Source organism: Actinoplanes xinjiangensis (assembly GCF_003148685.1).
GTDB classification, from domain to species: domain Bacteria; phylum Actinomycetota; class Actinomycetes; order Mycobacteriales; family Micromonosporaceae; genus Actinoplanes; species Actinoplanes xinjiangensis.
The window spans coordinates 188512-202337 of record NZ_QGGR01000002.1 but is presented as its reverse complement, the minus strand read 5'-3'; the positions used below and the strand labels follow the sequence as shown (position 1 = coordinate 202337).

The window sequence follows — 13826 nt, the reverse complement described above, 5'->3', positions numbered from 1 at the left end:
CCTATTGTTGGGCCGTGAACATCGGAGTGCTGGCCCTGCAGGGCGACGTTCGTGAACACCTGTCCGCCCTGGCGGAGTCGGACGTGCTGGCCCGCCCGGTGCGTCGTCCCGAGGAACTGGCCGACGTCGACGGCCTGGTGATCCCGGGCGGTGAGTCGACCGCGATCAGCAACCTCGCGGTCTCCTTCGGGCTCCTCGACCCGATCCGCAAGCGGATCGCCGACGGCATGCCGGTGTACGGGTCCTGCGCCGGCATGATCATGCTGGCCGGGCAGGTGCTCGACGGCCGGCCGGACCAGGAGTCGTTCCAGGGCATCGACATGACGGTGCGGCGTAACGCGTTCGGCCGGCAGGTCGACTCGTTCGAGGCGTCGGTCGAGATCGAGGACATCGAGGGCGGCCCGTTCCACGCCGTCTTCATCCGCGCTCCGTGGGTCGAGGCGACCGGCCGCGACGTGCGGGTGCTGGGGCGCGTGGCCGAAGGGGCCGCCGCCGGTAGGATTGTGGCCGTTCGGCAGGGGAACCTGCTCGCCACGGCTTTCCACCCGGAGCTCACCGGCGACCTTCGTGTCCATCGGTACTTCGTCGAGATGGTCCGCCAGGCCCTTTGATCAAAGCGGAGGTTACGCATGTCCGGCCACTCCAAGTGGGCGACGACCAAGCACAAGAAGGCCGTCATCGACGCCAAGCGCGGCAAGATGTTCGCCAAGCTGATCAAGAACATCGAGGTCGCGGCCCGGACCGGCGGTGGTGATCCTTCGGGTAACCCCACGCTCTACGACGCCATTCAGAAGGCGAAGAAGTCGTCGGTCCCGAACGACAACATCACCAACGCGGTCAAGCGGGGTTCCGGGGCCGAGGCCGGCGGTGCCGACTGGCAGTCGTTCATGTATGAGGGTTACGGCCCGAACGGCGTCGCCATCCTGATCGAGTGCCTCACCGACAACCGGAACCGGGCGGCCACCGAGGTGCGCACCCGGCTCACCCGTAACCACGGCACGTTCGCCGACGCGGGCTCGGTGACGTTCCTGTTCAACCGCAAGGGCGTGATCATCATCCCGAAGGCCGGCTCCAGCGAGGACGATGTGATGCTCGCCGTCCTCGACGCGGGCGCCGAGGAGATCAACGACCTGGGCGATGCGTACGAGGTGGTCAGCGAACCGACCGACCTGGTCAAGGTGCGGACGGCGTTGCAGGGTGCGGGCATCGACTACGACTCGGCCGAGTCGTCGCTTGTGCCGACGATGACCGTGCCGCTCGACGAGGACGCGGCCCGCAAGGTGCTCAAGTTGATCGACGTCCTGGAGGACTGCGACGACGTGCAGAACATCTACTCCAATGCCGACATCTCCGATGAGGTCCTGGCGGCCATTGACGAGTGACGGGTTGATAGGCGACTACTAGGCGCGTAGGGTGAGGGGGTGTTGGCCGCCATGACTGAACTCAATCCGTCATTGCTCCTCAATCTGTCCTCGATCGAGAAACTGGATGTCGACGACCTCATCTCCCTGCCCAAGGGTTTCCGCTACGAGCTGCACAACGGCAACCTCGTCATCATGACGCCGTCCACCTTCTGGCATAAGGAGATGACGGGGCGCCTCTACGTCATGTTGCGTGCGGCCGGTTTCCGCGTCTTCCAGGATGCTGGAGTGCGGGGGACCCGGCCGCGGGACCTCCGCCTTCCGGACCTCGGTGTGGTCTCGCAGGTGCCGCCCGGCCTCACCGGGTATTCGAACCTGCCGTCCTCCGCCTACCGGTTGGTCGTGGAGGTCGTGTCCAGAAACTCGCCCAACGGGGAGTTCGATCACAAGAAACTCTGGTTCGCCGAGCACGGCATTCCGGAGTATTGGATCGTCGAGGAGACGCCGGATCGCTCCGACGATGACGGCGTGGTCACTGTCCTGCGGCTGGACGAGGCCGGTGGCAAGGCTGAATATGTGGTGGAGCGGTCGCTTCTCGTCTCCGAGCTGGAGGCGGAGTACCGCTCCTAGACGGGGTCGGCGCCGAGCCAGGTGACGTACTGGACGATGGCGGTCAGGAGCAGGATGCTGCCGATCACGTAGCGGAGCAGGCGGCGCCACTGCGACCGAAGGTAGGCGTGCACCCACGCGATCTCGGCGTCGGCCAGGGCGTCCAGGTGGGCTCTGGTCGTACCGTCGAGGATCTCCGCCTTGCGCAGGGCCAGGCTGCCGCCCCGGGTGAAGACCGGGACCACCGGATCCGGCGGCCGGAGGACGCGGACGTCCACCTCGTAGACCTGATCGTCGCGCCACTGCGCGGTCCGTGCCGTCAGGCGCTGCCGCATGTGACTCTCGACTCTCCCGAGCCATCGCAGCCGCCGCCACCGGCCGGCCAGGTCGGTGAGCACGGCGAGGTAGATCTGCTCGGCCACCGAGGCGTCGCCGACCAGCCGTGCGGCCTCGGCGCGCAGCCCGGGAGCGTGCAGGGTGACGAATGCGACGTAGTCGGCTGGCGGCTCGTCGTCCATCGGCGGAATGAGGTACATGACCGGCCTCCCACACTCCATGGTCGAGGCGTGTCGCCGGAGGCCGCAAGTGGAACGCGTATTAGGGTGTCGAACACACGTTCGCGAGGGGGAGGCAGTCTGTGCGAGTGCTCGGCATCGATCCGGGGCTGACGAGATGCGGCGTCGGCGTCGTCGAGGGGATGCCGGGGCGGCCGGGCAAGCTGATCGGCTACACGGTGGTGCGCAGCGATCCCGACGAGGACATCTCCCAGCGCCTGCTGCACCTGGACCGGACGCTGGCCACCCTCGTCGAGCAGTATCAGCCGGAGAGCGTGGCCGTGGAGCGGGTGTTCTCGCAGCACAACGCGCGGACCGTGATGGGCACGGCGCAGGCCAGCGGGGTGGCGATCCTGGCCGGCGCGCGGGCCGGGCTACCGGTCCAGACCTACACGCCGAGTGAGGTCAAAGCCGCCGTCACCGGCTCCGGTACTGCGGACAAAGCGCAGGTCACCGCTATGGTGACCCGGTTGCTGAAACTGTCGGCGCCACCGAAACCGGCGGACGCCGCCGACGCCATCGCCATCGCCATCTGCCACATCTGGCGTGGGGGCACCCGTTCTCTTCTACAAGCCGCGGCGGTGGCCGCCGCCGCCCGCAGGAGCAGCCGATGATCGCCAGCGTGCGCGGTGTGGTCACCGCGATCCTCCACGACAGTGCCGTGGTCGAGGTGGGTGGTGTCGGCATGCGGGTCCTCTGCACGCCGGGCACGCTCGCCGGGCTGCGCACCGGCGCCGAGGCGCGGCTCGCGACGACGCTGATCGTCCGCGAGGACTCGCTGACCCTGTTCGGCTTCGCCGACGAGGACGAGAAACAGCTCTTCGAGCTGCTCCTGACGGCCAACGGGGTCGGGCCGCGGATCGCGCAGGCGGTTCTCGCGGTCCATCAACCCGATGTGGTACGCCGGGCGCTGGCCGGCGGTGAGGTCGCGGTCCTGACCGCCGTCCCGGGTATCGGCAAGCGCGGTGCGGAGAAGATGATCGTCGAGCTGAAGGACAAGATCGGCCCGATCGGTCTGGGCGGGACGGGCTCGGCCGGCCTGCTGAACGGCGGCTGGCAGGAGCAGGTCCGCCAGGGCGTGCTCGCGCTCGGCTGGACGGCGTCGCAGGCCGATCAGGCGGTGGCCGCGCTCACCGAGACGATCGACGGTGAGACCCCGCCGGTGCCGGTGCTGCTGCGCCAGGCGATCCGCCTGCTGGGCAAGACCCGATGACCCCGTCGAGGCCCGGGCGTACGGTGGAGGTGGCTCGATGAGCGAGGAACTCGTCTCCCCGGATGCGTTCGACGAGGATCTGGATGCGGAGGCCAGTGTCCGGCCGCGCCGGCTGGCCGACTTCATCGCCCAGCACCGGGTCCGTGACCAGCTGGAGCTGCTGCTCAAGGCGTCGATGGGCCGGGGCACCCCACCGGACCACATTCTGCTGTCCGGCCCGCCGGGTCTCGGTAAGACGACGCTGGCGAACATCGTGGCGGCCGAGCTGGGCACCGGTATCCGGACGACGAGCGGCCCGGTCATCGAGCGGTCCGGCGATCTGGCCGCGATCCTGACCGGCCTGGCCCCGGGCGACGTGCTGTTCATCGACGAGATCCACCGGATCGCGAAACCCGCCGAGGAACTCCTCTACAGCGCCATGGAGGACTTCCGGGTCGACGTGGTCGTCGGCAAGGGCCCGGGCGCGACCGCGATCCCGCTGGATGTGGAGCCGTTCACGCTGGTCGGCGCGACGACCCGGGCGGGCCTGCTGTCGGCGCCGATGCGTGACCGGTTCGGTTTCGTCGCCCACCTGGACTTCTACTCGCACGCGGACCTGGACGCGCTGCTGCACCGGTCGGCCCGCATCCTCGGGGTGCGGGTCACCCCGGAGGGCTCGGCGGAGATCGCCCGCCGGTCCCGTGGCACCCCGCGTATCGCGAACCGGCTGCTGCGCCGGGTGCGTGACTTCGCCGAGGTGCGCGCGGACGGCGTGGTGACCGAGGAGGTGTCGAAGGCGGCCCTCCAGGTGTACGACGTCGACGCCCTCGGCCTGGACCGGCTGGACCGGGCGGTGCTGCGGGCGCTGATCGAGTCGTTCAAGGGCGGCCCGGTCGGTCTCTCGACACTCGCCGTGGCCGTGGGGGAACAGTCCGACACGGTCGAGGAGGTGTGTGAGCCGTTCCTGGTCAGGGCGGGTCTGCTGGCGCGGACGCCGCGGGGCCGGGTGGCCACCGAGGCCGGCTGGGCACATCTGGGGAAGACGCCGCCGCCGGACGGGCGGGCCGGCGTTTTCCAGGGTGACCTGTTCGCCCGGGACACGTGATGTGCGCTACTTATCCCCCGTGATGTGAACGTGACGTGTGCCGCATTCGTTATCTCCAGGTTGACCTATTAGACTCGCCGCCGTTCCATCCGGATTCGCATATCGCCGCGGCGCCCGCCCACCCCGTTGCGCCGACGGCTGACGGAAGGCCTTTTTCGTGCCCGAGGCAAGTTATGCCCAAGCCGCCGGCGGCGGCGGTGATTTCTCGTTCTTCCTGATCATCGCCCTCTTCTTCGCCGTCTTCTACTTCTTCATGATCCGGCCGCAGCAGAAGCGGCGCCGTGAGGCCCAGGACATGCAGAACACGCTGGGTCCGGGCGACCAGATCGTGACGATCGGCGGCCTGCACGGCACCGTCGCCGGCGTGGCCGACGGTGAGGTCCTTCTGGAGATCTCGCCCGGTGTCGAGGTGCGTTTCGCGCGTCCGGCGATCGCCAAGGTCATTCAGAAGTCCGGCGAGGTCATTCCGGAGCCCGACGTTCCCGCGCCCGGCGCGGACACGGACGTCGAGGAGCCGGAGAGCCCCGTCACCGAGACACGTAAGCAGGACTGAACCGCATTTCCCGTACGCACCGGCCGCGTTGAGGTAGTAACGGGGCCGGTGCGTCAGCCCGCCGTTCGACAGTCGACGGCCGGTCACAGACAGATGGTGCCGCGTCGTCGCGCGGCCGGAACACAGGGAGACCAAAAGCCGTGGCACGACCCCCACAGGGACAAATGCATCCTGGACGCCAACTCGGCGTGCTCGGTCTGGTCTTCGTCGTCCTCTATCTGCTCGTCTTCTTCGCCGCCGGCGCCTCGGGCAGCTGGAAAGAGCGCCTGGAGCCGAAGCTGGGCCTCGACCTGATCGGCGGCACGCAGGCCACCTACATCGCCTCGCAGCAGGGTGCGCCGCCGGACAAAGAGGACATGGAGACCGCCCGCGAGATCATCGAGAGCCGGGTCAACGCGCTCGGTGTCTCCGAGGCCGAGGTGGTCATCCAGGGCGACAACACCATCGTCGTCTCGCTGGCCGGTAAGGCCGAGGAGCAGCTGAAGAGCCTGGCCCAGGCCGCGAACATGCGGTTCCGGCTGCTGACCGCGGTGACCGGTGACGTCTCAGCGGCCGCGGTGACCCCGCCGGCCGCGGCCCCGAGCGCTTCGGCGAGCGGCCCCGCCGCCCCGGCCGCGTCCGGGTCTCCGGCGGTCAAGCCGTCGGCCGGCGCCAGCGGCGCTCCGGCCGCCTCCGCGCCGTCGTCCGGTGGCCAGGGTGGCGGCGCGGCCGCGCCGGCCCCGAGCGTCCCCGCGTCGGCCGGGCCGTCCGCGGCCGCCCCGGCGCCGTCCGCGTCGGCTTCCGCCGCCGCCCCCGCCCCGGTCACGGCGGACACCAAGGCGCAGCGCGAGGCGATCGCGAAGAAGGTGGGCCCGGCCTGGGCCGCGGCCGAGAAGCTGACCGCGCCGGTGGACCTGTCCACCGACCCGGGCGCGGGCCTGCCGTTCAAGGCGTTCGCGTCGCTGACCGGCGCCGAGGTGAACGCCCTCGACCCGAAGATGCAGTTCAACGTGCCGACGATCGGCTGTGAGCAGCTGGACCAGCGGCCGAACGGCGCGATCGACGACGTCGAAAGCGAGGTCGTCGCCTGCTACAACGGCGCCAAGGTGATGCTCGACAAGGCCGAGGTGATCGGTGACGACATCAGCGAGGCCGCCCCGCAGCTGGACAGCACCAACGGCCAGTGGGTCGTCTCCCTCGACTTCAAGAGCGAGGGCCAGAAGAAGTGGGCCGAGCTGACCCGTAAGGCGTTCACGGCCGGCGCGACGGAGCCCTGCTACATCGCGGCGAGCGCGTTCGGTTCCTCGGGCGAGACGCACTGCTCGGTGGCCGTGGTCCTCGACAAGACGGTCATCTCGGCGCCGCAGATCCAGGCCGTGCTGACCGGCCAGTCGCAGATCACCGGTGACTTCAACGCGGCGAGCGCCAAGGAGCTGGCGGACCAGCTGAACTTCGGTGCCATCCCGGTGACGTTCCAGGCCGGCCCGGCCCAGACGATCACCGCGACCGTCGGCAGCCAGCAGCTCGAGGCGGGCCTTCTGGCCGCCGCGATCGGTCTCGGCCTGGTGGCGTTGTACTCGTTCTTCTACTACCGCCTGCTCGGCCTGGTGATCTTCCTGAGCCTGGGCCTCTCCGCCCTGCTCACCTTCGGCGCCCTGGTCTTCCTGGGCCGTTCGATCGGCTTCACGCTGACGCTGGCCGGCATCGTCGGTTTCATCGTCTCGCTCGGTGTGGCGGCGGACTCGTTCATCATCTACTTCGAGCGGCTCAAGGACGAGATCCACGAGGGCCGGAGCCCACGCAGCGCAGTTCCGCGAGCGTGGCAGCGAGCCAAGCGCACGATCATCTCCGCGAACGCCATCACGATCATGTGTGCCGTGGTTCTCTACATCGTGTCCATCGGCCAGGTGCAGGGTCTCGCCTTCGCTCTCGGCCTCTCCACCGTGCTCGACCTGCTCGTGGTGTTCCTCTTCCGGCACCCGATCATGACCGTGCTCGCCAGCACCAGGGCGTTCATGTCGCCCACCGTCAGTGGCCTCGGCCGCGTCCTGCGCCGTAGTCAGACCGAGGAGCCCGTCTCCTCGCGCGTGAAGGAGGCCTGAGATGGCCAAGAACAGTCTCGCTTCACGGCTCTACCAGGGTGAAGCAAATCTTCGGATCGTCGGCCGCCGCAACATGTGGTTCGCCGTCGTGGCGGTCATGGTGATCGTCGCGCTCGGCAGCATCCTGACCCGGGGTTTCCAGCTCGGCATCGAATTCGCCGGCGGCAGTGAGTTCATCGTCCCGACGCAGGTGGCCGGGAAGACCCTCACCCAGGAGCAGATCGAGGGGTCGGTGACCAAGGCCGTCGACGGGGTGGACCCGGACGCCGAGGTCAAGGCGGCGCAGAAGGTCGGCGACGGTGCGGACGGCACCTTCAAGATCCGTTCTTCGGAGTTGTCCGCGGCGGAGATGCAGGAGGCCAAAGCGGCTCTCGCCGCGGATCTCGGCATCGACGTGACGCAGATCAGCGACAGCCAGGTCTCGTCCGCATGGGGTGGCACGGTCATCCAGAAGGCCGTACTGGGCCTGGTGATCTTCCTGCTGCTGGTGACGGCCTACCTGATCGTCCTGTTCGAGTGGCGGATGGCGCTGGCGGCGTTCGCCTCGCTGCTGGTCGACCTGACGTTCACCGCGGGCGTCTACTCGCTGGTCGGCTTCGAGCTCACGCCGTACACGGTGATCGGCTTCCTGACGATCCTCGGTTATTCGCTCTACGACGTGGTCGTCGTCTTCGACAAGGTGCAGGAGAACACCCGCGGTATCACCGCGGGCAGCACCCGCACCTACGGTGAGGCGACCAACCTGGCCATCAACCAGACCCTGATGCGTTCGCTGAACACCAGCCTGGTGGCGATGCTGCCGGTCGGTGGCGTGCTCTTCATCGGCGCCGGCATGCTCGGCGCGGGCACCCTGAAGGACCTGGGTCTGGTGCTCTTCGTCGGCATGGGTATCGGCGTCTATTCGTCGATCTTCTTCGCCGCCCCGCTGCTCAGCTACGTGAAGGACCGGGAGCCGCGGATCAAGTCGCACAACGCCCGGGTGCTGGCCCGCCGGGCACAGCGGTCCGAGGACGTGGCGGCCGGCGGCGACCGTACCCGTCCGGGCAACCGCACCGGGTCGGACGAGGTCCCGGCGTTCGCCGGCGGCACCACCCCGCGGCCGGGCGCGCGCCCGGTGGCCAAGCGTCAGGGTGGGGCCGGCAACCGGCCCGGCGGCAAGCGCCGCTGATCTTCCTGCACGGGCGACGGCCCGCCGCCCCGAGGGGGTGGCGGGCCGTTCCATTAGGCTGTCCGCCGTGACTAGCGAGATGACCGGCGACAGCGGCCCGGAGTTGGCGGCCCTGGTCGCCGGAGGCACCGTCGATGTGCCGGACTTCCCCAAACCGGGCATCGTCTTCAAGGATCTGATGCCGTTCTTCGGTGACGGGCCGACGTTCCGCAAGGTCGTCGACGGCATCGTCGCCCACTGGGGCGCCGGGTCGTTCGACGTGGTGGCCGGGGTCGAGGCGCGTGGCTTCGTGGTGGCGGCGGCGATCGCCTATGCGACCGGCACCGGTGTCGTCCCGGTCCGCAAGGCCGGGAAACTGCCACGACCGGCCTTCTCCGCGTCGTACGGGCTGGAATACGGCGAGGCCACCCTGGAGGTCAGCGAGGGCGCGTTCGTGCCCGGACAGCGCGTCCTGGTGGTCGACGACGTGCTCGCCACGGGCGGCACGGCGGGTGCGACCATGGATCTGGTCGAGCGGGCCGGCGGGGTGGTCGCGGGCTTCACCGTGCTGATGGAGCTCGGGTTCCTCGACGGCCGGGAGCGGCTCAGCCCGCGTAAGGTACACGCGCTGTTGACCGTTTGATCCGTCTTCGATGTTATCCGCCCGGTGGGACCTGCTTATTCGTAGGTTCGGCCGGGGTATTCGGTGAGGCGGTGCGGGTAGGATGGGCGTTCCGAACAGACCAGATGATCCCGGCGAACGTGTGAGGAGGCCGGTGTCCAGCGACGTCGCCCCTCCGGCGGAGGGCACGGTGCAACCGACCCAGAGCTCGGGCGAGAGCCCGACTGGCGATCCTGAGACCACCACCCAGCCACTCGCGCCTGCCGACGAGCCAGGCAGCGGTTTCGCCGGTCTGGCCGGTGCCCCGACCGGGCGGCGGGTCCGCGCCCGTCTCGCCCGGTTCAACGCGCCGTGGCAGAGCACGCAGGTCAGCGAGGTTCTGGAGCCGCTGATCGCGACACATCGGGCCAGTCATCCCAAGGCCGACGCCCGGGCGCTGCAGAAGGCGTTCGACGTCGCGGCCCGGTGGCACTCCGGGCAGTACCGGAAGTCCGGCGACCCGTACATCACGCATCCGCTCGCGGTCGCGACGATCCTGGCCAACCTGGGCATGGACACCACCACCCTGGTCGCGGCGCTGCTGCACGACACCATCGAGGACACCGACTACTCGCTGGAGAGCATGCGTAACGACTTCGGCGCCGAGGTGGCGCTGCTCGTCGACGGCGTGACGAAACTCGATCGGGTCAAGCTCGGCGACGCGGCGAAGGCGGAGACGATCCGCAAGATGGTCGTGGCCATGGCCAAGGACCCGCGCGTGCTGGTGATCAAGCTGGCCGACCGGCTGCACAACATGCGCACCCTGACCTTCCTGCCCCGCCCCAAGCAGGAGCAGAAGGCCAAGGAGACGCTGGAGATCCTGGCTCCGCTGGCTCACCGCCTCGGTATGAACACGATCAAGTGGGAGCTGGAGGACCTGGCGTTCGGCACCCTGTTCCCCAAGCGGTTCGAGGAGATCAACCGCCTGATCGGGGAGCACCAGCCGCAGCGTGAGGCGCTGCTGCGCCAGGTGACCAACCGGGTCCAGCTCGACCTCAAGTCGGCGAAGATCAAGGCCGAGACGACCGGCCGGCCCAAGCACCTCTACTCGATCTATCAGAAGATGATCGTGCGGGGCCGCGACTTCAACGACATCTACGACCTGGTCGGCGTGCGCATCCTGGTCGACACGGTCCGCGACTGCTATGCCGCGCTGGGCGTCATCCACGCGAACTGGCAGCCGGTGCCGGGCCGGTTCAAGGACTACATCGCGATGCCGAAGTTCAACATGTACCAGTCGTTGCACACGACGGTGATCGGCCCGACCGGCAAGCCGGTCGAGATGCAGATCAGGACCTTCGCGATGCACCGTACGGCGGAGTTCGGCATCGCCGCGCACTGGAAGTACAAGGAGCAGAAGGGCGCGACGATCGTCGGCCCGCCGGCGCACATCGACGAGATGACCTGGCTGCGGCAGCTGCTCGACTGGCAGCGGGAGGCCAGCGACCCGTCCGAGTTCCTGGACGCGTTGCGGTTCGACCTCTCCAGCCAGGAGGTCTACGTCTTCACGCCGAAGGGCGACGTGATCCCGCTGCCGACCGGCTCGACCCCGGTGGACTTCGCGTATGCGGTGCACACCGAGGTCGGGCACAAGTGCATCGGCGCACGGGTCAACGGCAAGCTGGTGCCGCTGGAGTCGCCGCTGTCCAACGGCGACGTGATCGAGATCTTCACGTCCAAGTCGGCGACGGCCGGTCCCACGCAGGACTGGCTCGGCTTCGTGAAGAGCCCGCGCGCCCGGACGAAGATCCGGCAGTACTTCAACAAGGAGCGCCGCGAGGAGGCGATCGAGGACGGCAAGGAGGGGATCGTCAAGGCGATGCGCAAGCAGGGCCTGCCCCTGCAGCGCATGCTGACCAGCGAGAACCTCATGACGATCGCCCGCGACCTGCATCTGCCGGACGTGGCGTCGCTCTATGCCGCAGTCGGGGAGAACGCGGTCTCCGCCCAGTCGGTGGTGCAGAAACTCGTCGCCGGGTTCGGCGGTGAGGAGGGCGCGGTCGAGGACATCGCCGAGACCGCCGTCGCGACCCGTCCGCCCCGCAACCGCAGTCAGGCCCAGGACCCCGGTGTCGTGGTGAAGGGCGTCTCGGACGTCTGGGTGAAACTGGCCCGCTGCTGCACCCCGGTTCCCGGCGACGCGGTCTTCGGGTTCGTCACCCGCTCCGGCGGGGTGAGTGTGCACCGTGACGACTGTGCCAACGCCGAGGACCTGCGGGACCAGAGCGAGCGGATGGTCGAGGTCAGCTGGAAACCGACGTCGGCGTCCACGTTCCTGGTGGCGATCCAGGTGGAGGCGCTCGACCGGCACAAGCTGCTGGCCGACGTGACCAGGGTGCTGTCCGAGGAGCGGGTCAACATCCTGTCCGCGACGGTCACCACCACGCGGGACCGGGTGGCCGTGAGCCGCTTCACCTTCGAGATGGCCGACCCGAAGCACCTGGGTCACCTGGTCGCGGCGGTGCGTAAGGTGGACGGCGTCTTCGACGCCTACCGGGTGACCTCCGGCGCCTGAGCCGACCAACGACGGCTCCGACGCCGATCAAACGACGGGTACGACGCCGACCAACGACGGATACGACGCCGACCAACGACGGGTACGACGCCGACCAACGACGGATACGACGAAGGGCGAGCCCCGCGGGGCTCGCCCTTCGTCGTACGTCAGATCAGGCCGCGGTGAGCGTCATCGTCTTGATGACGACCTCGGTCTTCGGCCGTCCGCCACCGGGCGAGGGCTCGAAGGCGCCGTCGTCGCCGGCCTTGACCACGTCGCGGACGATGTTCAGGCCCTTGTTGATTGTGCCGAGCAGCGTGTAGTTCGCCGGGAGCACGGTGTCCTCGGAGCAGATGAAGAACTGGCTGCCGGTGCTGCCGGGCGCGCCGGTGTTGGCCATCGCGATCGAGCCCGCCGGGTACGGCTTCTTGTCGTCGGTCGGCAGGTTCTCCTCGACCATGGTGTAGCTCGGGCCGCCGGTGCCGTCGGTGTCGCGGTAGCCCTCGCCGGTGGCGAACGGGTCGCCGCACTGGAGGACCTTGAAGCCGTCCTTGTTGACCAGCCGGTGGCACTTGGTGTTGTCGAGGAACTTCTTCTCGGCCAGGTGCTTGAAGCTGGCGCCGGTGCACGGGGCCTTGCTGAGGTCGATGTCGGCCGAGATGGCACCGAGGCTGGTCTCGAACGTCAGGGTCGACTTGCCGGTGTTCGGCACGTTGAACGGCGGGGTGCCGACGTCCTTGACCTTGCCGCCGCCGGCCTCGTCGGACGGCGTCCAGACGCAGTTGACCGTGCCGGGGCCGGCCGGGGGCAGGCTCGCCGCCGGCTCGGCGCCGGTGCTGGCCGAGGCCTCCGGAGCGGCCGACGTCTCGGTGCCCTTGTCGTCCTTCATCGCCTGGACGACGAAGAACGCCGCGCCGGCGATGACCACGACCGCGAGGGCCGATCCGATGATCGCCTGCCGCTGCCGGCGTTTGCGGGCGGCCGCCGAGCGCTCGGCCATCTCCTTCTCCAGCCGGGCACGCGCCGCCGCGCGCTGCCGGTCCTTGATCGACGACACGGTGTCCTCCATGCTGCTGTCTCTGCCTTCAGTGCTCATGACTGCGCGCCTGTCGAGGGGGCGGCGCTGGCAGCCGCGGATGGGGTCGTGCCGGGGGCTGCCGTGCCGACGGTCAAAGTCTTGATGGTGATCTTGTCCTTCGGTTTGACCTTGTCGCCGGCACTGTTCTCCACCGTCGGGATCTTGGCGATCGCCGCGAGGGTGTCCAGACCGCCGGTGACCTTGCCGAGGATCGAGTACTGGGGGTCGGCGGTGGCGAAGTCCTTGTGGAAGATCAGGAACTGGCTGCCGTTCACGCCCTTCGGGTTACCGATCACGGCGACGGTGCCCTTGGGGTAGAGCACGGTCGGGGCCGCCGAGGCGCTCGGCTCCGGTGTCGGGGCGAGCGGCGGGTTCTCGTCGTAGTAGCTGTAGGTCGGCCCACCCTGCCCGGTGCCGCTCGGGTCGCCGCAGCGCACCGCGCCCTCGGTGGTGAGCTCGTGGCACTCGGTGTTGTCGAAGAACTGCTTTCCCGCCAGGTACGAGAAGCTGGCGGCGGCACAGGTCGAAGCCGCCACGTCGATGTCGACGACGATCGGGGCGCCCTTGTCGGTGCTGATCGTCATGGTCTCGGTGCCGGACTCGGGAATGTCCTTCGTGGGCGGTGTGCCGACGTTCTTGAGGTCGGGGTTGCTCTCCGTGGCCAGGGGTGTCCACAGGCACCTGTCGAGCGCGCTCGGGTCGGTGGTCGGCTCCTCTTTGTCGAAGGCACCACCGATCCAGGCGCCGCCCGCGGCGATGAGCAGGACCGCGAGGGTGGTGCCGACGCCTGCCGAGATCCGGCGACGGCGGCGCTCGCGCTCAGCCCGGCGCGTCTGCTGCCGGTCGAATTTGGCCCGCGCGAGCTTGCGCTGCCGGTCCTTGCTGGAAGCCACCGAACGCTGTCCTTCCCTACCTGGGATCACAGGAACGCCTGCCCGGAATCACAGGAGCACCTCTGCATGTCAAGGGGTGCGGCACGCCACACGCC

The 13826-nt window shown here is 68.9% G+C and carries 14 protein-coding genes; 11 read left to right on the top strand and 3 right to left on the bottom strand.

Going from position 1 to position 13826, the window contains the following annotated elements:
* Nucleotides 1-14 precede the first annotated feature (14 nt).
* Genes pdxT through BC793_RS04415 form a run of 3 tightly spaced genes read left to right on the top strand, consistent with a single transcriptional unit; the run spans nt 15 to nt 1991 of the window.
* Entirely contained in the window at nt 15-611 is a 597-nt protein-coding gene (gene pdxT / locus BC793_RS04425; protein WP_109589444.1) for a pyridoxal 5'-phosphate synthase glutaminase subunit PdxT, read from the top strand.
* 18 nt (nt 612-629) lie between these two features.
* The gene (locus BC793_RS04420; RefSeq protein WP_109589442.1) at nt 630-1382 is read left to right on the top strand and encodes a YebC/PmpR family DNA-binding transcriptional regulator; all 753 of its coding nucleotides are present in this window, start codon (nt 630-632) and stop codon (nt 1380-1382) included.
* A gap of 39 nt (nt 1383-1421) precedes the next feature.
* Nucleotides 1422-1991, top strand: coding sequence for a Uma2 family endonuclease (locus BC793_RS04415; RefSeq protein WP_239170134.1), 570 nt, complete (start codon nt 1422-1424; stop codon nt 1989-1991).
* On the opposite strand, the gene BC793_RS04410 is transcribed toward BC793_RS04415, so the two are convergent.
* Nucleotides 1988-2506 (bottom strand): hypothetical protein, encoded by a 519-nt coding sequence (locus BC793_RS04410; protein WP_109589440.1) that lies wholly within the window; start codon nt 2504-2506, stop codon nt 1988-1990. The genes BC793_RS04415 and BC793_RS04410 overlap by 4 nt on opposite strands.
* A gap of 101 nt (nt 2507-2607) precedes the next feature.
* Between BC793_RS04410 and ruvC the strand changes: the two genes are divergently transcribed.
* The 8 genes from ruvC (at nt 2608) to BC793_RS04370 (ending at nt 11778) form a co-directional block, all read left to right on the top strand.
* Nucleotides 2608-3138, top strand: coding sequence for a crossover junction endodeoxyribonuclease RuvC (gene ruvC, locus BC793_RS04405; RefSeq protein ID WP_109589438.1), 531 nt, complete (start codon nt 2608-2610; stop codon nt 3136-3138).
* Nucleotides 3135-3737 (top strand): Holliday junction branch migration protein RuvA, encoded by a 603-nt coding sequence (gene ruvA, locus BC793_RS04400; protein WP_109589436.1) that lies wholly within the window; start codon nt 3135-3137, stop codon nt 3735-3737. Before ruvC ends, ruvA begins: the two co-directional genes overlap by 4 nt.
* 37 nt (nt 3738-3774) lie before the next feature.
* Complete coding sequence (gene ruvB / locus BC793_RS04395; protein ID WP_109589435.1) at nt 3775-4821, top strand: Holliday junction branch migration DNA helicase RuvB; 1047 nt, start codon at nt 3775-3777, stop codon at nt 4819-4821.
* A gap of 157 nt (nt 4822-4978) precedes the next feature.
* Nucleotides 4979-5374 carry a preprotein translocase subunit YajC gene (gene yajC / locus BC793_RS04390; protein ID WP_109589432.1) on the top strand — a complete coding sequence of 132 codons (396 nt, stop codon included), beginning with the start codon at nt 4979-4981 and terminating at the stop codon, nt 5372-5374.
* 164 nt (nt 5375-5538) lie between these two features.
* Nucleotides 5539-7455 carry a protein translocase subunit SecD gene (gene secD, locus BC793_RS04385; protein ID WP_109589430.1) on the top strand — a complete coding sequence of 639 codons (1917 nt, stop codon included), beginning with the start codon at nt 5539-5541 and terminating at the stop codon, nt 7453-7455.
* A gap of 1 nt (nt 7456) precedes the next feature.
* Nucleotides 7457-8623 carry a protein translocase subunit SecF gene (gene secF / locus BC793_RS04380; protein ID WP_109589428.1) on the top strand — a complete coding sequence of 389 codons (1167 nt, stop codon included), beginning with the start codon at nt 7457-7459 and terminating at the stop codon, nt 8621-8623.
* A 79-nt stretch (nt 8624-8702) separates the two neighbouring features.
* Nucleotides 8703-9245, top strand: coding sequence for an adenine phosphoribosyltransferase (locus BC793_RS04375; RefSeq protein WP_109589426.1), 543 nt, complete (start codon nt 8703-8705; stop codon nt 9243-9245).
* 133 nt (nt 9246-9378) lie between these two features.
* Nucleotides 9379-11778 (top strand): RelA/SpoT family protein, encoded by a 2400-nt coding sequence (locus BC793_RS04370; protein ID WP_109589424.1) that lies wholly within the window; start codon nt 9379-9381, stop codon nt 11776-11778.
* 154 nt (nt 11779-11932) lie between these two features.
* On the opposite strand, the gene BC793_RS04365 is transcribed toward BC793_RS04370, so the two are convergent.
* Together BC793_RS04365 and BC793_RS04360 are read right to left on the bottom strand one after the other, a co-directional pair.
* Entirely contained in the window at nt 11933-12817 is an 885-nt protein-coding gene (locus BC793_RS04365; protein ID WP_109590314.1) for a peptidylprolyl isomerase, read from the bottom strand.
* Between the two features lie 35 nt (nt 12818-12852).
* Complete coding sequence (locus tag BC793_RS04360) at nt 12853-13731, bottom strand: peptidylprolyl isomerase (RefSeq protein ID WP_109589421.1); 879 nt, start codon at nt 13729-13731, stop codon at nt 12853-12855.
* Nucleotides 13732-13826 lie beyond the last annotated feature (95 nt).